Annotated in this window: 18 protein-coding genes and 3 pseudogenes; 10 read left to right on the plus strand and 11 right to left on the minus strand. The window is 72.6% G+C overall.

The features are described 5' to 3' along the window. Positions 1 to 42 precede the first annotated feature (42 nt). Positions 43 to 843: a sulfite exporter TauE/SafE family protein gene (locus tag A3CQ_RS0108915; RefSeq protein WP_084698976.1), complete on the minus strand. Its 801-nt coding sequence runs from the start codon at positions 841 to 843 to the stop codon at positions 43 to 45. Between the two features lie 170 nt (positions 844 to 1,013). Here A3CQ_RS0108915 and A3CQ_RS52040 point away from each other — a divergent pair, with 170 nt between their 5' ends. Genes A3CQ_RS52040 through A3CQ_RS52045 form a run of 4 tightly spaced genes read left to right on the plus strand, consistent with a single transcriptional unit; the run spans position 1,014 to position 5,441 of the window. Next, positions 1,014 to 1,685, plus strand: a complete 672-nt coding sequence (locus A3CQ_RS52040; protein WP_245577126.1) for a maleylpyruvate isomerase family mycothiol-dependent enzyme — start codon at positions 1,014 to 1,016, stop codon at positions 1,683 to 1,685. 9 nt (positions 1,686 to 1,694) lie between these two features. Beyond that, on the plus strand, positions 1,695 to 2,003 hold the full coding sequence (locus A3CQ_RS60580; protein WP_157295526.1) for a hypothetical protein: 309 nt from the start codon (positions 1,695 to 1,697) through the stop codon (positions 2,001 to 2,003). 50 nt (positions 2,004 to 2,053) lie between these two features. Continuing rightward, on the plus strand, positions 2,054 to 4,084 hold the full coding sequence (locus tag A3CQ_RS0108930) for a bifunctional polysaccharide deacetylase/glycosyltransferase family 2 protein (protein WP_040431887.1): 2,031 nt from the start codon (positions 2,054 to 2,056) through the stop codon (positions 4,082 to 4,084). A gap of 10 nt (positions 4,085 to 4,094) precedes the next feature. Beyond that, complete coding sequence (locus A3CQ_RS52045; RefSeq protein WP_040431888.1) at positions 4,095 to 5,441, plus strand: serine/threonine-protein kinase; 1,347 nt, start codon at positions 4,095 to 4,097, stop codon at positions 5,439 to 5,441. A 1-nt stretch (position 5,442) separates the two neighbouring features. Here the strand turns inward: A3CQ_RS52045 and A3CQ_RS0108940 are convergent, their stop codons facing one another. Further along, positions 5,443 to 7,269, minus strand: a complete 1,827-nt coding sequence (locus tag A3CQ_RS0108940) for a LamG domain-containing protein (protein ID WP_020510588.1) — start codon at positions 7,267 to 7,269, stop codon at positions 5,443 to 5,445. 198 nt (positions 7,270 to 7,467) lie between these two features. Between A3CQ_RS0108940 and A3CQ_RS0108945 the strand changes: the two genes are divergently transcribed. Next, a complete protein-coding gene (locus tag A3CQ_RS0108945; protein WP_020510589.1) occupies positions 7,468 to 7,914 on the plus strand; it encodes a hypothetical protein in 447 nt (148 codons plus the stop codon). On the opposite strand, the pseudogene A3CQ_RS0108950 reads toward A3CQ_RS0108945, so the two are convergent. Then, positions 7,911 to 8,168 (minus strand): annotated as a pseudogene (locus A3CQ_RS0108950) (SDR family NAD(P)-dependent oxidoreductase); the annotation flags it as partial. The gene A3CQ_RS0108945 and the pseudogene A3CQ_RS0108950 sit on opposite strands and share 4 nt — an antisense overlap. A gap of 236 nt (positions 8,169 to 8,404) precedes the next feature. On the opposite strand from A3CQ_RS0108950, the gene A3CQ_RS0108960 reads away from it, so the two are divergent. Continuing rightward, complete coding sequence (locus A3CQ_RS0108960; protein ID WP_020510591.1) at positions 8,405 to 8,860, plus strand: hypothetical protein; 456 nt, start codon at positions 8,405 to 8,407, stop codon at positions 8,858 to 8,860. On the opposite strand, the gene A3CQ_RS52050 is transcribed toward A3CQ_RS0108960, so the two are convergent. Continuing rightward, entirely contained in the window at positions 8,847 to 9,746 is a 900-nt protein-coding gene (locus A3CQ_RS52050) for a DMT family transporter (RefSeq protein ID WP_084698979.1), read from the minus strand. The two genes, A3CQ_RS0108960 and A3CQ_RS52050, sit on opposite strands and share 14 nt — an antisense overlap. Between A3CQ_RS52050 and A3CQ_RS64205 the strand changes: the two are divergent. Together A3CQ_RS64205 and A3CQ_RS52055 are read left to right on the plus strand one after the other, a co-directional pair. Further along, positions 9,745 to 9,885, plus strand: a pseudogene (locus A3CQ_RS64205) (GntR family transcriptional regulator); the annotation flags it as partial. The gene A3CQ_RS52050 and the pseudogene A3CQ_RS64205 sit on opposite strands and share 2 nt — an antisense overlap. 259 nt (positions 9,886 to 10,144) lie before the next feature. After that, the gene (locus A3CQ_RS52055; protein WP_370657606.1) at positions 10,145 to 11,053 is read left to right on the plus strand and encodes an aminotransferase-like domain-containing protein; all 909 of its coding nucleotides are present in this window, start codon (positions 10,145 to 10,147) and stop codon (positions 11,051 to 11,053) included. 7 nt (positions 11,054 to 11,060) lie between these two features. Here A3CQ_RS52055 and A3CQ_RS0108975 read toward each other — a convergent pair whose 3' ends face one another. Both A3CQ_RS0108975 and A3CQ_RS0108980 read right to left on the minus strand, forming a co-directional pair. After that, on the minus strand, positions 11,061 to 11,561 hold the full coding sequence (locus tag A3CQ_RS0108975) for a cupin domain-containing protein (RefSeq protein ID WP_040432045.1): 501 nt from the start codon (positions 11,559 to 11,561) through the stop codon (positions 11,061 to 11,063). After that, positions 11,558 to 12,442: an NmrA/HSCARG family protein gene (locus tag A3CQ_RS0108980; protein ID WP_051115188.1), complete on the minus strand. Its 885-nt coding sequence runs from the start codon at positions 12,440 to 12,442 to the stop codon at positions 11,558 to 11,560. Before A3CQ_RS0108980 ends, A3CQ_RS0108975 begins: the two co-directional genes overlap by 4 nt. 82 nt (positions 12,443 to 12,524) lie before the next feature. Between A3CQ_RS0108980 and A3CQ_RS58840 the strand changes: the two are divergent. Further along, positions 12,525 to 13,319, plus strand: a pseudogene (locus A3CQ_RS58840) (helix-turn-helix transcriptional regulator); the annotation flags it as partial. 42 nt (positions 13,320 to 13,361) lie between these two features. On the opposite strand, the gene A3CQ_RS62615 reads toward A3CQ_RS58840, so the two are convergent. The 3 genes from A3CQ_RS62615 to A3CQ_RS0109005 are packed head-to-tail and all read right to left on the minus strand — an operon-like array spanning position 13,362 to position 17,348. After that, complete coding sequence (locus tag A3CQ_RS62615; protein ID WP_020510598.1) at positions 13,362 to 14,843, minus strand: GntP family permease; 1,482 nt, start codon at positions 14,841 to 14,843, stop codon at positions 13,362 to 13,364. 29 nt (positions 14,844 to 14,872) lie between these two features. Then, on the minus strand, positions 14,873 to 16,642 hold the full coding sequence (locus A3CQ_RS0109000) for a hypothetical protein (protein WP_157295532.1): 1,770 nt from the start codon (positions 16,640 to 16,642) through the stop codon (positions 14,873 to 14,875). 34 nt (positions 16,643 to 16,676) lie between these two features. Next, positions 16,677 to 17,348 (minus strand): SDR family oxidoreductase, encoded by a 672-nt coding sequence (locus A3CQ_RS0109005; RefSeq protein WP_020510600.1) that lies wholly within the window; start codon positions 17,346 to 17,348, stop codon positions 16,677 to 16,679. Positions 17,349 to 17,420: 72 nt separating this feature from the next. On the opposite strand from A3CQ_RS0109005, the gene A3CQ_RS0109010 reads away from it, so the two are divergent. Beyond that, the gene (locus A3CQ_RS0109010; protein WP_020510601.1) at positions 17,421 to 17,960 is read left to right on the plus strand and encodes a TetR/AcrR family transcriptional regulator; all 540 of its coding nucleotides are present in this window, start codon (positions 17,421 to 17,423) and stop codon (positions 17,958 to 17,960) included. Between the two features lie 3 nt (positions 17,961 to 17,963). Here A3CQ_RS0109010 and A3CQ_RS0109015 read toward each other — a convergent pair whose 3' ends face one another. Next, positions 17,964 to 18,569: a TetR family transcriptional regulator gene (locus A3CQ_RS0109015; protein WP_020510602.1), complete on the minus strand. Its 606-nt coding sequence runs from the start codon at positions 18,567 to 18,569 to the stop codon at positions 17,964 to 17,966. Then, complete coding sequence (locus tag A3CQ_RS0109020; protein WP_020510603.1) at positions 18,566 to 20,077, minus strand: MFS transporter; 1,512 nt, start codon at positions 20,075 to 20,077, stop codon at positions 18,566 to 18,568. Before A3CQ_RS0109020 ends, A3CQ_RS0109015 begins: the two co-directional genes overlap by 4 nt. Positions 20,078 to 20,102 lie beyond the last annotated feature (25 nt).

Genomic DNA, 20,102 nt, shown 5'->3' on the forward strand with positions numbered 1-20,102 from the left:
CGGAAGACGCGTCGGGTCAGCGGGTGGCTTTCCACCATCGGGTCAGCGGGTGGCTTTCCACCACAGGTAGGCGGCCAGGCCCAGCGCGGCCAGGGCTATCGCGGCTCGCAACGGGCGCTCCGGGGTTCGGCGGACCAGGGCTGGGCCTAGCCAGCTGCCCAGCAGGCAACCCAGGCCCAGGAGGGCGGCGGCCGGCCAGTCCACCGGGGCTACCAGGGCGTAGATGATGGCGGCGGTCAGGTTGGCGGCGCCCAGGGCGATGCTTTTGACCGCGTTGGTGACGGCGTGGGCTTCGGTGGCCGCTACCGAGAGCACGGCCAGCATCAGGACGCCGGCGGCCGCGCCGAAGTAGCCGCCGTAGGCGCCGATCAGGAAGACCGTGCCGTTCAGGACGGGAGGCGACAGGGTGCGGTGGCCGGCCCAGTTGCGGATGGGGTCTCTCAGCAGGAGCAGGACGCCGCCCAGGGCGATCAGGGCGGGGACTATCAGCTCGAACGCCTTGGACGGGGTGGCCAGGAGCACGATCGCGCCGGCCAGGCCGCCGGCTGCGGCCACCGCGGAGAGGTGGATCAGGCGGCGGCGGTGTCCTTTCAGCTCCTGGCGGGCGCCCGCGGCGGTGCCGGCGGTGGTGGAGATCAGGGCGACCGTGTTGGTCACGTTGGCGGCTATGGGTGGGATGCCCACGGCCAGGAGAGCGGGGTAGCTGACCAGGGAGGCCAGGCCGGCCATCGAGCCGGTCAGGCCGGCGCCGACGCCGCCCAGCGTCAGGAGGACGGCGTTGCCTGGCTGCACCCGCGCCACGCTACCGGCGGGCTCGGGACCGCCCGGCTCGGTTGTCCGCATCGCGGAACGGTGCGGGGGTGTGCTTGGCCACGTCGCTGAGCGGGAAGGCAAAAATGCCGGCGACGGACCGATGAGAATGAGCGGCGCCGGTCGTAGATCCTCCGTAGCGTGCCGCCGGGCGCGCGCGGGAGGAGCACGCCGTGACAGAGGAACAGACGCTGCGGGCCGCGGTGGTGGCGGAGCGGCGGGAATTGGCCGGGATGCTGGCGGAATTGACGCCGGAGCAATGGGGAGCGCCGTCGTTGTGTGCGGGATGGCGGGTCCGGGAGGTTCTCGCGCACATGACGATGCCGTTCCGGATGTCGGCGGCCCAGTTCGCGCTGGGGATGGCCAAGGCGCGGGGGAATTTCGATCGGATGGCGGATCGGCAGGCCCGGGCGGACACGGCGAAATTGAGCGACGCGGAATTGCTGGCTTCGCTGCGGGACAACGTCGAGCATCCGTGGCGGCCGCCGGGTGGCGGAACCGGGGGCGCGCTGTCGCACGACGTCATTCATGGGCTCGACATATCGGTGGCGCTCGGGCTGGAAAGGCGGCCGCCGGTGGACCGGATCGGTCTCATTCTCGGGTCGATGCGCGACAAGAATGTGCGGTATTTCGGGACCGATCTGTCGGGGGTGCGGCTCGAGGCGAACGATCTGGACTGGAGTCTCGGGGAGGGCGCGCCGCTGCGGGGCAACGCCCAGGACCTGCTGCTGGTGGTGTGCGGGCGGCGGCTGCCGGCGGATCTTCTGGAGGGTGCGGCGGCGGCGCGATTCTCCGGCGGAGAAACCGGCCGAGAGGCCGGCCGCGATGCGGGCCGGGATGCCGGCCGAGATGCGGGCGGCACCGACCTCTCCTAGCGTCGGTGTGTGCCTGACGAGACTCCCCAAGGTCGAACGCGAGGGCGGGCCCGGGTCGGGCGCGCGATCGGTAAATCCAAACTGCCGGAGCACGCCCTCACCGGGATCCTGCGGCAGGACGTGTCGTCGACGGATCCGATCTTCGTGGACCCGAGCGGGTCCCGGCGGCGGTGGCTGCGGATGGTGGCGTACGCGGTCGGGGTGCTGCTGATCCTGGCGCTCGCGGGGGTGTGGGTGAGCCAGCTGGTCGGGCCGGCCACCCCGCCGCCCGCCACCGTGCCGCCGTCCGTGAGGCCGCCGTCCGTGAGCGCGTCATGACCGTTTACGGCGGACCGCAGCCGGCACCGACTCGGAACCGCGGCGGGCGCGTGCTGTTCTCCCTGGTGGCGCTGCTGCTGATCGCGACCGTCGTGATCGTCGAGGTGTACACGGACGCGGGGTTCAGCCCGGACGGCACCAACCCGCGCGAGTCACGGTCCGGCAGCGTGCCGGCGACCGTGCGCGATGGCGGGCCGCTGATCGGGATGACCGGCGGGCGACCCGAGTCGCGGCGGCTGCCGGACCGGACCGTGGCGCTGACCTTCGACGACGGGCCCGATCCGACCTGGACGCCGAAGGTGCTGGACGTGCTGGCCAAGCACCACGTGCCGGCGACCTTCTTCGTGATCGGGTCGCAGGTGGCGCGCAATCCGGGCCTGGCACGCCGGATCGTCGCGGAAGGGCACGAGATCGGGCTGCACACGTTCACCCATCCGGATCTCGCCCGGCTGCCAGCGTGGCGGCGCAACCTGGAGAACTCGCAGGCGCAACAGGCCGTCGCCTACGCCACCGGGCGGGAGACGTCGTTACTACGGCCGCCATATTCTTCGACCGCCGACGCACTCACCGACGACGACTACGCGACCGTGCGGGCGCTGGGCACGGAGGGTTACCTGACCGTGCTCGACGATCTGGACAGCCAGGACTGGAAGCGGCCGGGCGTGAACCGGATCGTGGCCAACGCGACGCCGCGCGGGGATGACGGCGTGGTCGTGCTGTTCCACGACGCGGGCGGCGACCGGGCGCAGACAGTGGCCGCCCTCGACCGGCTGATCCCGTTGCTGCAGCAGCGCGGCTACCGGTTCGCGACGGTGACCGGACAACCCAATCCCGCCGCGGGAGCCCTGGAGATCTGGCGGGGGCGGGCCCTGGCCTGGGGCGTACGGGGGTCGGACGCGATCCTCCGGCTGCTGTGGCTGCTGCTGATCGTGGCCGGCGGGCTGATCGTGGTCCGCACGCTGATCCTGTTCACGTTCGCGGTCGGGCATGCCCGCCGACGGCGGGACCCGGCCTGGTCGTGGGGGCCGGCCGTCGAGGATCCGGTGACGATCGTGGTGCCGGCCTTCAACGAGCGGGAAACCATCGAGCCGGCCGTACGATCGATGACCCGGTCCACGCATCCCGGCGTGTCGGTGCTGGTGATCGACGACGAGTCGACCGACGACACCTCCGACGTCATCCCCCAATCCGGAAATGTCAGAATTGTGCGAGTACCCAGCGGCGGGAAGGCGCGGGCGCTCAACACCGGCATCGCGCTCGCGACCGACGACCTGCTGGTCATGGTGGATGCCGACACCGTCCTGGCGCCCGACGCGGTCCACCAGCTCGTGCAGCCGTTCGCCGACCCGAGCGTCGGCGCGGTCGCCGGCAACGTCAAGGTCGGCAACCGCCGCAGCCTGCTCGGCAAGTGGCAGCACATCGAGTACGTGATCGGCTTCAACCTCGACCGCCGCCTCTACGACACCTTCGGCTGCATCCCGACCATCCCGGGCGCGCTCGGCGCGTTCCGCCGGAAAGCCCTCGAGGACGCGGGCGGCCTGAGCACCGGCACGCTCGCCGAGGACACCGATCTCACCCTCGCCATCCAGCAGGCCGGTTGGCGGGTCGTCTACCAGGAGTCGGCGGTCGCCTACACCGAGGCCCCGGCCACCGCCCGGCAGCTGTGGCGGCAGCGCTACCGCTGGAGCTACGGCACGATGCAGGCGCTGTGGAAACACCGGCAAGGACATTTCGGCCGTACGCGGATCACCTTCATCGCCCTGTTCAGCGTGCTGCTGCCGCTGCTCGCGCCGCTGATCGACCTGATGGCCGTCTACGGAATCTTCTTCCTGGACCGCCGGATCACGCTGCTCGGCTGGCTCGCGATGCTGGTCGTGCAGATCATCACGGCCATTCTCGCGTTCCGCCTCGACAAGGAGAGCCTGCGGCCGCTCTGGACGCTTCCGCTGCAACAGGTCGTCTACCGCCAGGTGATGTACGCCGTCCTGATCGCCTCCGCCCTCGCCGCGCTGACCGGGCGACGGCTGGGCTGGCAGAAGATACAGCGGACGGGAGATTTCAGCGCCGCGCCGAGTGGGTAGAGACCACACCATGGCCCTCCCTGGAGACGTGCTCGGCGACCGTTATCGGCTGGACGACCGGATAGCGGCCGGTGGCATGGGCGAGGTCTGGCGGGCCACCGACACGGTGCTCGGCCGGGACGTCGCGGTGAAGACGCTGCACGCCGGGCGGGCCGGGGACGCGGGCTTCCAGACCCGGTTCAAGCACGAGGCACGGGCCATGGCGGTCCTGCACCACCCGGGGGTCGCGGACGTCTACGACTACGGGCAGAGCGGTCCGGACGCGTACATCGTGATGGCCCGGGTCGAGGGCGAGGCGCTCAACCAGCGGATCGCGGCCCGGGGCCGGCTCACCCCGGCCGAGACCATGTCGATCGTCGCCCAGGCGGGACGGGCGCTGGACGCGGCGCACCGCGAGGGAATCGTGCACCGGGACGTCAAGCCCGGCAACCTGATCATCAAGCCGGACGGGACCGTGGTGCTGGTCGACTTCGGGGTGGCACGGTCGGCGGAGTCGGCCGCGCTGACCGGGGCCAAGGAGGTCGTGGGTACGGCGCTCTACATCGCACCCGAGCAGGTGTCGAAGGAGATCACCGGTCCCCCCGCCGACGTGTACGCGCTGGGTGTCGTCGCCTACCACTGCCTGGCCGGGCATCCGCCGTTCCTCGGGGACAGCCCGATCGCGGTGGCCCTGCAGCACGTGCGGGACGATCCGCCGCCGCTGCCGCCGGACGTGCCGGCGCCGGTGAAGGCCGTGGTCGAGACCGCGATGGCCAAGGATCCCCAGGCACGGTTCTCCTCGGCGGCGGCGATGGCGGCCGCGGCGGAGCTGGCGTCGGCGGGGACGGGGACGACGGCGATCCTGGCCGCGACCGGGGAGACGGCGACGATGATCGCCCGGCCGTCCGCCCCGGTCGGCAGCGGAACCGCCGTACTGCCGGCGGTGGAGCCGCTGGGCGGGCCGCCGGGCGGGCCACCAGGCAACCGGCGCCGCAACATTCTGCTGGGAGCCGCCGCCGCGGTCGTGCTGGGTGCGCTCGGGACGGTGCTGGCCCTGGCGAACCTCGGCGGACACCCCGCCGCGCCCCCGGCCCACGGCACGTCGGTCTCCCCGGCCGCCCCGGCCGGTACCGGCAAGGCAACCAAGAAGAACACCACCAGGCCGGCCGACCAGGGCGCCACGACCACGAAGCCGCCGACCCGGAACACGACGACCCCGACGCCGAGCCGGACCACGACGACCGAGCCGACGACGACAGCCCCGGAGCAGACGGCCACCACGACCGCGCCGGGGCCTGACGTCACGGTCACCGTCACCGTCCCTGCCGGGGACAACAGCGGCCCCGGCGGCGGCAATCAGGGTCCGGGTGGCGGGTAAATCATCCGATATGGATAAAAATATCGTCGAGAGAGCCGTGGAACTGGTCGTTGTCGGCACCGACCCCCTTGCCGCCCACGCTGAACGGCTGGGCGGACGAGATCGACAGATCCGACGGCACCGCCACACTCGACTCCACCTGATCGTCGACCAGGATCGACAGGGTCGGCCCGCTCCGGCGGCACTCCAGCGAATGCCACGCCCCGTCCGCGATCGACTGCCGGCTCCGCGCGATGTGCACCCCCGTCTCCCCCGCGCCGCTCATCCCGCAGCTCGGCTTCCCCGACACCCCGTCCACCTGCAGCTTGTACTGACCACCGCCGGTCGAGTACCCCTTCTGCAGCACGTTCTCCCCGCTCGCCGTCTCGGCCGGCGCGAGCAGCACCGTCGCGCCGTAGCTCAGCGGCTTCGTCCCCGGATTCAGATCGGGCGTGTCGGAGGCCTGCAGCACCAGGCGCGGGCAGGCCACGCCCGTGCACTTGGGCGGGAACATCAGCGCCTGCCCGTTCGCGTGCGGCGTCAGCGTGACCTTCCCGCCGTTGCGCACGACGGCCCGCAGCAGGTGCGTGTGCCCCGACCCGTCGTCGAAGGTCCCGTCCGCGATGGTGGTGTCGAAGTTGTACGAGGCCACGTAGTCGCCCGGGACCAGCGACCGCTCCTCCTGCGGGGTGACGCCGTCGAACTGCGCGTACCGCTTGCGGGCCAGCCCGCCGACCAGCGTGAAGTCGCCGACCGCGCTGACCGACCCGAGCGGCGCGCTGACGGCCAGCTGCCGGGTGCCGGCCACCCCGTTGGCCTGCGGCGACCAGTCGAGCAGGTTGCCCTGGCCGTCGACCGCGGCCAGCTTGCCGCGCGGCACCGATCCGTCCGTGCACACGCCCTTGATGCCGTTGTTGGTCGTGGTGCACGCCCGGTCGAAGTGCCCGCCGACGTAGGTGACGCCGCCGAGCTCGGCGATCGCCTGCGCGTCGCCGTCGAAGACCCGGGTCCATCGGGTGGCGCCGGCACGGGTGTAGGCGACGGCGCGTCCGCCGAGGCCGCCGAGGGCGGCATAGACCCCGGCGTCGTCCGCGCTGAGCGCGAAGACCTGCGACACCGGTTTGGGCAGAAAACCCTTGTCCAGTACGCCGGTGGCGGGGTCGACGGCACTGAGCCGAAGGGTCGAGCTGACCCCGTTGGTCTTGTGGAACCGGCCGCCGAGGTAGACCCGGTCGGTCGTGAAGGCGAGCGCGTTGACCACGTCGTCGGCGGTCGGCGCCCACGCGTCGAGCGCGCCGGTCGCGAGCGTGAAGGCGGCCAGGTTGGTGCGGGGCACGCCGTCGACGGCGGTGATCCGGCCCGCGAGGTAGAGGCGGCCGGCGCCGGTGACCAGCGCGTTGGGCTGACCGAGGACGGTGTGCCGCATGGAGGTGACCAGGCCGCTGGTGGCGCCGATGCCGGCGACCGCGTCCCGGGTCTCGCCGTTGATCGTGTCGAAATCGCCGGCCGCGTAGACGACGTCGCCGTCGACCGCGAGCGCGCGCACGTTCGCGTCGGCGCTCGGGTTCCACGGCAGCAGCGCGCCGGTGCGGGCGTCGAACGCGGCCAGCCGGGTCCGGGCGACGTTCTTGCCGCCGGAGTTCGCGCTGGTGAAGTTGCCGCCGACGTAGACAGTTCCGCCGCCGTAGGCGACCGCGTAGATCGGGCCGTTGAACGACGGCGAGCTCACCGGGTCGGGCGAGACCACCTCGGCGAGGGCGGCGCCGCCGGCCGCGACCAGGACCGTGGCGACCCCGACGATCAGCGCCCGCCGGACGAGCGATTTACCGCTTCTTCGCAAGTTGAGCACATTGCACGTCAACGGACTCCCGCCGGGGAGGATGCGTCGCCGAACGGGTGGCAAATCGGACCGAATGGGCGAACCGGCCACAATCCATCGGGCCGGTTCAATATCTTGGGCGCGCGGTATCTATGCTTACCGGCGGGTAGGACCGGCCGGCGCCGGGGACCTGCCGACGCGTACGCCCGAAGCAGAGGGAGAAACGCCGTGCCGCAACGTCGCCTCGCAGCCCTGCCACTCGCCCTGCTGGCGACGGCGGCGCTCGCCGCCTGCTCGATCGAGATCCCGGTCAGCGGCGACAGCATGCCGGTGCCGTTCAGCATGGCGCCGACGCCGTCGGCCTCGGCCGGCGTCCCCAAGTACGTGTGCACCGCCGCCTACAAGATCCTCACGGACGGGGCGGTGCAGCTCGGGCAGAGCCTGGTGTCCGACAACGCCCGCGCCCGGCAGGGCATGCACGACGCGCTGACCCAGATGGCCACCAAGCTCGACGCCGAGGCGGCCGGGACCAGCGACATCAAGCTGCAGGCGGCGCTGCATGCCGTCGCGGCCGACCTGACCGCCGGCGCCGCCCAGCCCGATCCGAAGACGTACGTGGACGGCGGCTTCCAGGACGTCGGGCAGAAGCTCGACGACGCCTGCGCGGACGTCTAAGGCAGGTCGACCGGATAGTCCTGCGCGAAATCGTCGTACGCGGGCGGGACCTCGTGGATCGTCATCGACGAGCCGGACCAGTCGGTGGCGAAACCACCAGGTTCAACCACCAGCACGCGTACGCCGAACGGCGCGGTCTCGGCGGCGAGAACCCGGCTGAGCCCGTCGACCGCGAACTTGGCCGCCTGGTAGGAGCCGAGGCCGGCCTGTCCGCCGACCCGGCCGCCGACCGAGGAGATCTGCACGATCGTGCCGCCGCCGCGCTCGCGATGACCCGGTCACCGACCGCGAGGGCCGCCTCAGTGATGGCCCGACCGAGGCCGCGCGAGGCGCCGATGGCGCTGATGCTGAGGCTCGCGGGGGTGACCCTGCAGCGGCGGGACCCGTGACCCCGGGGGTCCGCCCGGGCCACGGCCAGGGTGGCCTACCGGCTCGCGGAACGGGGGTGTTCCGGGAATCTGTGATCACCACACACGAAGGAGCATCCCCGATGGCCACCATCCGCATGCACGAGACCACCGCCCTGACCCCCGAGCAGTTCGTCGCCGGGGTCACCGACTTCGGCCCCGGGCGCCAGGAGATCTTCGCGAACAGCGCCGACGGTGAGCTGCGGGTGCACTCCCGGGGGCCGGACCGCGCCGACGTCACCGAGGGCAAGGGCGGGGTCTGGGAGCGGCTCGAGTACGACTGGTCCGACCCGAACCGCATCGTCATGCGGACCGTCGACTCCAACCTGTGGGGCGGCGCGTCCGGTCACACGTACACGATGACCCGGCGGGCCGACGGCACCACGGCGATCGACGCGGTCGTGATCCGCGACGGCAAGAACGTCAAGGGCAAGCTCGTCGGCGCGCTGCTCGGCTCGGTCGCCAAGGGCGGGCTGGTCAAGGCCTTCGCCAACACGGTCAAGGCGATCGAGGCCCGCAACGGGGTCAGCGCCGTCTAGCGCGCTGGGTCAGCACGACGAAGACGAGAACCACCAGCGCGGCGGCGATCGAGGACGGCGGCACGGCCTCGCCGAGCAGCAGAGCCGACCAGGCCAGGGTGAGCAGCGGCTGCGCCAGCTGGATCTGCCCGACCTGGGCGATGCCGCCCCGCGCCAGGCCCGCGTACCAGGCGAAGAAGCCGAGGAACATCGAGATCACGGTGACGTACGCGAACCCGGCCCAGGCTTCGCCGCCCGCGCGAGGCGGGTGGGCGACCGCCGCCGTCAGCGCGACCGGCAGGGTGGCGGGCAGGGCCACCATCAAGGACCAGCAGATGGTACGGGCGCCGCCCAGCTCGCGGGCGAGCGCGCCACCCTCGGCGTACCCGAGTCCGCACAGCACCACGGCGGCCAGCAGGTAGAGGTCGGCGGCGGTGAGAGCGCCGTGCACCGCGCCCGAGGTGACGAGGAACGTCAGGACCGTGAACAGGCCGCCCACGCTCGCCAGCCAGAACAGCAGCGGCGGGCGTTCGCCGGCCCGCAGCACCGCGAGGACGGCGGTGATCGCCGGCAGCACCGTGACCACCACCGCGCCGTGTGCGGCGGTCTGCGTAGTCAGCGCCAGGGACGTGAACAGCGGAAACCCGACCACGACCCCGAGCGCGACGATGACCAGCCTTCGCCACTGGGCGGTGGTCGGGCGCGGGGCGTCGGTGGCCCGCAGGTAGGCCCAGGCCAGCAACGCGGCGCCCACCGCCCGCCCGAAGGCCACGAACCACGGGTCGAGCTCACGCACGGCCACCCGCGTGGCCGGCAGCGACATGCTGAACGCCAGGACGCCCAGCGCGCCGAGGACCAGGCCGGCCGTTATCGTTCTGGGTTGAGTAGCGCTACTCTGTGCTGTCATGGAGAACGGTAACGCAGTCGAGCGCGTTATCCAAGATCTGCGGGCGCAGGCGTCGGGCCTGTCGCCGGGAGCGCAGCTGCCGTCGATGCGCACGCTCTCGGCCCGGCATCGCGCCTCGCCGGTCACCGTGGCCGCGGCCGTCCGTCAGCTGGTCAGCCAGGGTGTGATCGAGGCGCGGCCCGGTCAGGGGACGTTCGTCGCCTCCCGCGTTACTGGCGTTACCCCCGGCCGGGGCGATCCCGCTCTCGGGCGGCTACCTGCACCCCGATCTGCAGCCGACCGCGGCGCTCGGTGCCGCGCTGGCCCGGGCGGCCCGGCAGCCGGCGGCCTGGGAGCGCGGCCCGGTCGAGGGGCGCTCCGACCTGCGGGCCTGGTTCGCCCGGGAGGCGGGCGGCGGGCTGCGCGCCGACGACATGGTGATCTGCCCGGGCGGGCAGGCCGCGCTGTCGTCGACGTTGCGGGCGCTCACGACCCCCGGCGACACGCTCCTGGTCGAGTCGCCGACCTATCTGGGCGCGCTCGCGGCGGCGCGGGCCTGCGGTCTGCGGGTGGCGCCGGTGCCCGCCGACGCCGACGGAGTGCTTCCCGCCCAGCTGGCGGCGGCCTTCGCCCGCACCGGCGCGCGGTTGTTCTACTGCCAGCCGCTGCACCACAACCCGACCGGCGCGAGCTTGTCACCCCACCGCCGGACCGAGGTCTTTTCGGCCGTACGCGACGCCGGCGCCTTCCTGATCGAGGACGACTACGCCCGAGACCTGTCCATCGACGGCGACCCACCGCCCCCGCTGGCCGCCGACGACCCGGACGGCCACGTCATCTACCTGCGCTCGCTCACCAAGTCGGCCGCGCCGGGCCTGCGCATCGCGGCGATCGGCGCCCGCGGCCCGGCCGGCGCGCGCCTGCGGGCCGCCCGCCTGCTCGACGACTTCTTCGTGGCCGGACCATTGCAACAGGCAGCCCTCGAGTTCCTGACCGCCCCGGCCTGGTCACGCCACCTGCGTGCCCTGCGGCGCGCGCTGGACGAACGGCGCGGCGCCCTGCTGACGGCCCTGCGGCGGCACCTGCCGTCGCTGGTTCCGGCCGTGGTGCCACGCGGCGGCCTGCATCTGTGGGCGCCGCTGCCCGCGGGCGCGGACGACGTCGAGGTGACCACCTCCGCCGCCGCGGAAGGAGTGGTGGTCTTCCCGGGCCGGCCCTGGTTCGCGGCCGAGCCTCCGGGCGCCTACCTGCGGCTGACCTACGCGGCGGCCCCGGCCGAGCTGATGGACGAGGCCGTCCGCCGCCTGGCCCGGGCAATTCCCCGCTGAGCGAGCGTCATGCCCGATTGCGGAGCGGGGTGAGCTGGTGAATGTCGTGGCGGAGCCGCAGGGCCTCCACTGCCGCTGGGTCCGGTGGGCCAGAAGACAGCAAGTCGGCCAGCTCGCGCAGGTAGACCTCGTGGCCGGAAGGCGCCACCGCGAACAACATGCGCGCCGCCGTGTCGTGGGGGTTGAAGAAGGCATGCGGGCAGCCGGCGGGCACGAACATAAAGCTGCCCGGTCCCCCGCGGAACACGGCCTGCCCCGAGTGCGACCGCCAGCCGCGCCAGTCGTCGCCGGAGCGGTCGGCGGGAGCGAAGGCAAGCAGGTCGAGCTCGCCGTCGAGGACGTAGAACATCTCCTCGGCCCGCTCGTGCCAGTGCGCGCCCACGTCGAAGCCGGGCGCGACCTCGGCCTCGAAGACCGAGAACGCCCCGGCCCGGTCGGCGCCGGCCTTGAGCGTCATCGCCTGGATCGGGGTGCCGTCGCCCGGTCCCAGCAGGAGCCCGTCGGTCATGGCCGCCACCCGGTGACCCGCAGCCAGGACTCGAGGCCGAGCAGATCCGGGTGGCAGGCCCGCAACGCGGTGAGGTCGGGCGGCGGCGCCGGGTGCTCGTCGAAGAACGCGAACATCAGCGCCAACTGCTCGTCCACGGCACGGATCGCGGCGATCGGCGTGCGCTGGAAACGCGCCGGGACACCGGCGGCGCGGCCGAACGCCTCCGCGATCTGGTCGCCGGTGAGGACGTCGCCGGCGATCGTGAGCGTGCGCCCGAGGAACTCGCCGGGGCGGGCGAACGCGATGCCGGCGAACGCCGCGATGTCACGCACCGCGATCAGCGGCGTCGGCCGATCGGGCCGGACCCCGAGGCTGACCACGAGCTCACCATCCCGTACGGACGGATGGTTGTAGGTGTTGAAGTTGTCCATGAAGGACACCGGCCGCAGGACCGTCGCCGGGACGCCGAGCGCGCGGATGCGTTCCTCGATGGCCGCCTTGCTGTCGTAGTAGGGGATCCCGCTGCCGGCGTCGGCGCCCTGGATCGAGCTGTACACCAGGTGCTCGACGCCGGCGTCGCGGGCCAGCTCCACCACCGACCGGCCCCGCCGCCGCTCCGCCGCCACCCCGTCGGGGGTGATCCGCGGGCCGGTCATCATGGTCAGGGCCAGAAAGACGCCGTGCGTCCCGTCGAGCGCGGCCCGCACGGCAACCGGCTCGTCGAGGTCGGCCACGGCCAGCTCGGCGCCGTCGGCTTGGAGGGACTTCGCCGCGGGCGACGCCGGGTCCCGCACCAGCGCACGAACCTGCCGGCCCGCGCCGAGCAGCTGCCGGGCCACCGCGCCACCCTGCTGGCCGGTCGCGCCGATCACCAGAACCGTTCCCTGTTCCGCTGTCACGACGCGACGGTATCGGGAGTCGGGCGGTGCGGTCCTGGTGGTGAGACTGCTAGCCTGCCGACGTCGACGGGGGTGCGACAGCATGGACCAGTCAGCGCGGCGCGCCGAGTTGGCGGCGTTCCTGCGTACTCACCGGGAACGGCTCCGGCCGGCGGAGGTGGGCCTCCCCGAGGATCCGGTGCCCGGTCGCCGGCGCACGCCCGGCCTGCGACGCGAGGAGGTCGCGCGGCTGTCCGGTGTCGGCGTCACCTGGTACACCTGGCTGGAACAGGGACGGAACATCGGCGCCTCCGAGCAGGTGCTCGACGCGCTGGCCCGGGCCCTGCGGCTCGACGACGACGCGCGGCGGCACCTGCGCGGGCTGGCCGGCCTGACGACGCCCGGGGAGGCGGCCGCCCTCGACGACGCGCGGCCGCGGCTGCAGCGGCTGGTCGACGCGGTGACGCCGAACCCCGCGTCGATCTACGACACCAACCTGGATTTCGTCGTGTGGAACGCGGCGTACGCCCGCTGCCGGCGGGACCCGCTCCGGCTGCCGCCCGGGCGGCGCAACCTGCTCTGGATGATGTTCACCGACGCCCCGGCCCGGGCCATGATGGCGCGCTGGGAACCCGCGGCCCGAGCCGTGCTCAGCCAGTTCCGGGCCCGGGCCGGCCAGCGGCCGGGAGACCCGCGCGACGCGGCGCTCGTGGCCGGCCTGCGCGCCGCGAGCCCGGACTTCCGCCGCTGGTGGAGCCAGTACCCGGTGCGCTCCTTCCGTCCGGCCACGGTCCCGATCGACCACCCGGAGGCCGGGCGCATCCACTTCGAGATGCACCAGCTGCACCCGGTGGAGAACCCCGACCTTCTGATGGTCATACAGGTCCCGGCCACCCCGGACGACCTCCGCCGGGTGGCCTGGTTGCTTGCCGGCGTGCGGTCAAACGATGAGGTTGAGGAGGAAGACGCAGATCACGCCGACGACGGAAATGATGGTCTCCATGATGGACCAGGTTTTTATGGTCTGACCGACAGTCATTCCGAAGTACTCCTTGACCAGCCAGAACCCGGCGTCGTTGACGTGCGAGAAGAACAGTGAGCCGCAGCCGATGGCCAGCGCCAGCAGCGACACCCCAGGCCGGTCGAGGGTGGTGGCCAGCGGCGCGACGATGCCGGCGGCGGTGATCGTGGCGACGGTCGCCGAGCCGGTCGCGACCCGGATGCCGACCGCCACCAGCCAGCCGAGCAGCAGGGCGTTGATGTGAGCGTCCTGGGCCGCGTCGGCCACCACGTTGCCGACGCCGGCGTCGACCAGCACCTGCTTGAAGCCGCCGCCCGCCGCGACGATCAGCAGGATGCCGGCGATGGGCGGCAGCGCCCCGCCGAGCACCGCGTTGCTCTGGCGCAGGTTCATGCCGGACCGGTGGCCGAGTGTCCACATTGCAACGAGTACGCCGAGCAGCAGCGCCACGGGCGGGTTGCCGAGCACGTCGAGCGCGTTACGGAGGTGGTTGCCCTTGTCGAGGGTGAGCTCGCCGATGGCCCGGGTCAGCATCAGCACGATCGGCAGCAGAATGGTCAGCACGGCCGGCCAGAATCCGGGATTCCGCCGCCGTTCGGTGGTCTCCTGGGCCGGCTCGACACCGCCGGCGCTCTCGCCGGGGCCGGAGCCGGCGGCGGCGCCGGCGCCGCGGCCGGTCGTCGTGTAGTCCTCGTCGCCCGGCACCGGTGAGGCCGTCCGGGCCGGCTCCAGCAGCGGCGGCACCTCGAGCGGCACCCGCTTGGCGATCCAGTTGCCGTAGATCGGGCCCGCCACGATCACCGTCGGGACGGCGCAGATCAGCCCGAACAGCAGGGTGAGTCCGAGATCCGCGTTGAGGCTGGAGATCGCGACCAGCGGACCCGGGTGCGGCGGCACGAGACCGTGCAGCACCGAGAGGCCGGCCAGCGCCGGAATGCCGATGCGCAACAAACCGATGTCCGTACGCCGGGCCACCAGCAGCACGATCGGCACCAGCAGCACGACGCCGACCTCGAAGAACAGCGGCAGCCCGACCAGCGCCGCCACCCCGGCCATCGCCCAGGGCAGGGCCGAGCCGGAGACCCGGTCGACGATCCGGTTGACGATGCCGTCGGCGCCGCCCGACTCGGCCAGCAGCGCGCCGATCATCGAGCCGAGCGCGATGAGCAGGCCGACGCTGCCGGTCGTACTCCCCAGCCCCGTGGTGAAGGAGGTGACCGTGGATCCCGGCGAGGCCCCGGCGACCAGCCCGAGCACGCCCGAGCCGATGATCAGGGCGAGGAAGGGGTGGAAGTGCGCCCAGGCGATGAGCACGATGACGGCCGCGATGCCGAGCACCGCGGCGATCACGAGTTGGGTGGTCCCGGCGTCGGTTATGGCCTCCGCGGCGAGGGGAATCATGCGTGCGCGTTACCCCCGGTCGACGGTCTTCAATCCCGGCGGGCCGAAACCGCCCGGCGTACCGCCTCGGCGACCTGGTTGAGCAGGGCCACGAGCGCCACGACCGGCTCGCGCCCGAGAACCCGGACGTCGACCGGCCAGGAGAACGACTGCACTGGTGCGCCCGCCGGGGACTGCCGTCGCAGCTGGATGCGCGAGTCGTCCATCCGGAACGCGAGCTCGGCGAGGTTCACGTACGCGATCCGGAAGTCCTCCCGCCGGACCGTGCGCTGCTCGATCCCGGCCGACACGTGCAGGCACCAGCTGCTGAAGCCGACCACCATGCTGTCCTCGAGCCCGCCCCGCAGGGTCATCAGCCACAGCGGCCACTCCCCCGCCTCGAGGCTGAGCGAACCGGCCCACTCGGTGCGCGGCTCGCCGGCGAGCGTGCCCGGCAGCACCCCGTCCCCAAGCCGCCGGTAGAGCTCGTCGAGCGCCGCCGCCCGCGCGACCTCGACCGGGTCGGCCGACCAGTCGTTCCACAGGGCGGCGCCACGCGGCGACTCGTGCAGCGGCCGGGCGATCGCGAACCGCCGCGCGTGGTCGTACATGTCCCGGCGGACCTCGCCCACCAGCCGCTGGGCCACGGCGGTCGCGCCCTGCTCGTCCAGCTCGTGCACCAGGCGCGCCACTACCTCGCCCGGGTGCCGCCGCAGGAACGCCCGCAGGTAGCGGTCGACCAGGTCCGGACGCCGCCCGCCGGTCCCACCCGGCTCGGGCTCGACGTGCGAGAGCCGCCCGATCCAGCGGACCGCCTCGTCGGGCCGGGCCGCGAGCGCGTCCACGATCGCCGTCACGTGCGCGGCCGCGCCCCCGGTCGCGACCGCCCGGGTCAGCACGGCCGTGACGATGCCCGGCGGCTCGGTCATCAGCCGCACGGCGAGCAGCTTGGGCTCGACCCCGACCGCCAGCAACGCGCCGTGCTCCGGCGACGAGACGACGAGGTCGATGACCATGCGCGCCCGTTCGGACCCCGAGGCGCCGCCGGGCAGGACGATCGGTGCGGTCAGGGTCGCCGCGCAGGCCGTGGCGACGTCCCGGGCGAGCATCCGGCGGTCGGCCCGGATCAGCTCGAGCATCACCGCGAGCACGGACGACGGTGGTCCACCCGCGAGCCGCGCGGTTAGATGACGGGCGACCAGGCTCCGGTCGAGCAGCGCCATCACCTGCCCGGCCCGCATCGGATCGGCGGCCAGCACCGCGTCGGCGACCGGCTCGACCGGGCCGGCGCCGGCATCTTCGAGATAGGCGATCAGCCCCGCGACCTCACCGGCCGGCAACAACGCGGCGACCCCGGCCGGGTCGTTCGCGGCGACTGCCCGCCAGGCGGAGGCAAGCAGGTCGTCGCGACCGAGGCGCGCGAGGATCCCGGCCAGCTCGGCGACCTCGACGGCCGGCCGCCGAGCGGCCGCGCCCAGCACGCGGTCGACGTCCGCGATGCTGACGTCCGCCGTGTCGCTGCCGGCGTCCGCGGCATCGGCTTGGTGAGCAGTGACGGCCTCGACGATTCCGGCGACCTCGTGTGGCGCGCGGCCGGCGCCGATGGCGTCGAGCAGCGCCTCGGCGGCGTGCCGAGCACCGTCGCCGCGCATCTCCGCGACCCGCTTCAGCACGGCGGCCGGGGCCAGCCACGGGCCGCCGGCCCGGGGCCGCGGGAGCGCGGCCCCGGGCCCGGGCAAAGCCGGCGCCCGCGCGGGCGAGAAGGGCGCGTCCTCGGGCAGAGTCGGCGTGGCGTCCGCTAAGCCGGCGGGGTCCCTCATGGACGGATTGAAGCATGTCGGGGCAGGCCCGCTGTCACCCCGCCAGTGCGGCCTTCACGCCCCGGGTCACGTCGTCGGCGAGGATCTCGTCGGTGCCGTCGGCGATACCGTCCAGGGCCGCGGTGGCGACGACGGCCGGGTCGGTCTTCTGGTCGGCGGGGATGTGGGCGGCCATGTCGGTGTCCATGTAGGCCACGTGCAGGGCCGAGACCACGATTCCGCGGGGCGCGAGCTGGTCCCGTACGGCATTGGTCAATGCCCAGCCGGCGGCCTTCGCGGCGCTGTAGGCGCCGATCGAGCCCGGGTGGAACCAGGAGAGCACCGACAGCACGTTGAGGATCGCGCCGCCGCCGTTGGCCTCGATGATCGGGGCGAAGGCCCGCGTCACGGCGAGCGTGCCGAAGTAGTGGGTCTCCATCTCGAGGCGGATCAGGTCGAGGTCGCCGCCGATCAAGGGCTGGCCGGTGCCGGAGCCGGCATTGTTGATGAGCAGCGTGACGTCGGGGGCGGCCTTGGCCGCGCGCTCGATCGACGCCGGGTCGGTGACGTCGAGCTGCAGCGGGATCGCGCCGGGCAGGTCGACCGAGTCGGGGTTGCGGGCGCCGGCATACACCTTGGCGCCGCGCTCGAGCAGCTGGGCGGCGAGGTGGCGGCCGAGGCCGCGGTTGGCGCCGGTGACGAGGGCTACGGAGTTCGTGAGGTCCATGCGACTTAGATTACGGACATCATCTAACGGAGGCAAGGTAATAGATGACACATGCCATCTATAGTTGAGCGCATGGGACGGGTGTCGCAGGCGCAGGCGCAGGAGAACCGGAAGCGGATCGTCGAGACGGCGGCCCGGCTGTTCCGCGAGCGCGGGGTCGCCGGGGTCAGCGTGGCAGATGTCATGGCCGAGGTTGGACTGACCCATGGGGGGTTTTACAAGCAGTTCGCTTCGAAGGACGCACTGGTCGCCGAGGCCGTGGACCAGGCGTTCGGCAAGGCCGGGGAGCTGCTGACAAAAAACAACCGCGACGATTTCGTACGGGGGTACCTCTCACCCGAGCACCGTGCGGCTCGCGGCGACGGCTGCCCGGCGGCCGGGTTCGGCGGCGATCTGTCCCATGAGAACCCGGGTGCGGCCGTCGGGGCGTACGCGCAAGGGGTGGAACTTTATGCCCGCGAGCTGGGGAGTCTCGCCGACGTCGCCACCCTGGTCGGAGCCCTGGTGATCGCGCGCGCGACCGAGGGCACCGAGATCTCGGACCGCGTGCTGGAAGCGGCGCGGCAAGCGCTCCTCGGCGAAGGCGAAGGCGCAGGCAAAGGCGAAGGGTGACGCTCAGCCGCGCCGGAACTGCTGCTCGAGAATCTCCAGCGCTTCCTCGACCTCGGCGAAATCGCTCGGCTGGAAGCCCTCGCCGTCGCGGCCGCCCAGCGGGGCGACGGCCAGGATCACGCCGACGATGGCCCCGGCGATCACCCGATAGGTGACGTCGTCGTGCGGCTTGCCGTCGTGGTCGGCCAGCGCCGCGGCGAGCATGTCGATCGCGGACACGGTCTGGTTCATCACCCGGGCCCGCAGCTCGGGGACCAACTGGTAGATCGCCTGGCGGCGGCGCTCGCTCTCCCACTCCTCGGGGCTGAGGTTGTAGAAGACCGTGCGCATGCCGTTGACCAGGGCCCGCACCGGCGAGATTCCCGGTGGCTGCGCCTTGATCGCCTCGACGATCAGCGGGTCGTAGTCGTCGGTGAGGATGACGTCTTCCTTGGTCGGGAAGTACCGGAAGAACGTGCTCTGCGAGACCTCGGCCGCCTCCGCGATCTGGTCCACGGTGGTCGCCGCGTACCCCTGCTCCTCGAACAGACGCAACGCGTGATCACGGATGGCGGCCCGGGTCTTCGCCTTCTTGCGTTCCCGTAACCCGGCCGGCAGGGACGAGGTCATAGGCCCGATTCTGCCAGTACCAGGGGTTCGGACTCCACCGGCGCGGCCGGGGCACGGGCCGGCAGCAGCACGAACGCGAGGATCGCCCCGGCCGCCGCGATCGCTGCCGCGACCAGAAGCGAAGTGTCCATGCCGTGCGTGAAGGCGTCTTGCACCGCTTGCAGGAGCCCGGGGTCGCCGGCCTTTTCCGCCACTGCAGCGCCGGAGGCCGCGCTCTGCCGGACAGTCTCGTCCACATGTGCGGGCAGATGATCCCGATACGCCCCGCTCAGCACGGTGCCCAGCACGGCGACGCCGATCGCGCCACCGACCTGCCGCATGGCCTGGAGCAGGCCGTTGCCGACGCCGCTGCGCTCGGGGGTGAGCGCGCCGAGCGCGATGTCCATCGACGGCGGCAGCGTGAAGCCGAGCCCGATGCCGGCCACGGTGATCCAGGTGGCGACGAAGCCGTAGCCGCTGCCCGCCCCGGTGAGGCTGCCGACAACCATCGCGGCGGTCATCAGGGCCAGGCCACCGGCGATCACCAGGCGGCCGCCGATCCGGGCCGCGATCTTCTCGGCGGTACGAGCGCCGAGCAGCAGGCCGCCGATGATCGGGAGCAGGCGCAGGCCGGAGCCGAACGCGTCCTGCCCCTCGACCGCCGAGAAGTACTGCGGGAGGGCGAACAGCAGGCCGAGCATGGCGAAGCTGGCGACGGTCGCGAGCACCGCGCCGCCCGTGAACGCTCGCGAGCGGAACAGATCGAGGTCGACCAGCGGTGTGCGGTTGCGGCGCTGCCAGATCACGAAAAGACCGAGCAGAACGATGCCGCCGACCATGGTCGCCAGCGAGCGCCCGTCACCCCAGCCGCGGTCGCCGGCCTCGATGATCCCGTACGTGACCGCGACCAGCCCGGCCGCCGACAGCAGCACGCCGAGCGGGTCGAAGCGGCGGGCGCGGTCACCGTGCGACTCGGGCACCCACAGCGTGACCGCGACCAGCGCGATCGCGACGAGCGGAACGTTGATCAGGAAGACCGAGCCCCACCAGAAATTGTCGAGCAGCCAGCCGCCCAGCAGCGGGCCGAGCGGGATGCCCAGAGCGCTCGCGGTGAGCCAGACGGAGAGCGCCTTCGAGCGGTCCTTGTCATCGAAGAGCACGGTGAGCACCGCGCCGGAGAGCGGCATGAGCACGGCGGCGCCGAGGCCGAGAACCGTGCGGGCGCCGATCAGCTGGCCGGTGCTGGTCGACCAGGCGCAGGCGGCCGAGGCGGCGCCGAAGACGAACAGGGCGCCGAGCAGCAGCTTCTTGCGGCCGAAGCGGTCGCCGAGCATGCCCGCCGGGAGCAGCACGGCGGCAAGGACCAGCAGGTAGGAGTTCGTGAACCACTGCAGGTCGCCGGTGGAGGCGTGCAGGTCCCGGCTGAGGGTCGGCAGGGCGACGCTCAGGATCGTGGTGTCGAGCCCGATGGCCAGGGTGCTCAGGGCGAGCGCGGCCAGCGCGTACCAGCGCGATTTGGAAGTAGCCATGTTTTGACAGTAGCTCTCACTTCAT

The sequence above is a fragment of the Paractinoplanes globisporus DSM 43857 genome, from assembly GCF_000379645.1.
Lineage (GTDB): Bacteria > Actinomycetota > Actinomycetes > Mycobacteriales > Micromonosporaceae > Actinoplanes > Actinoplanes globisporus.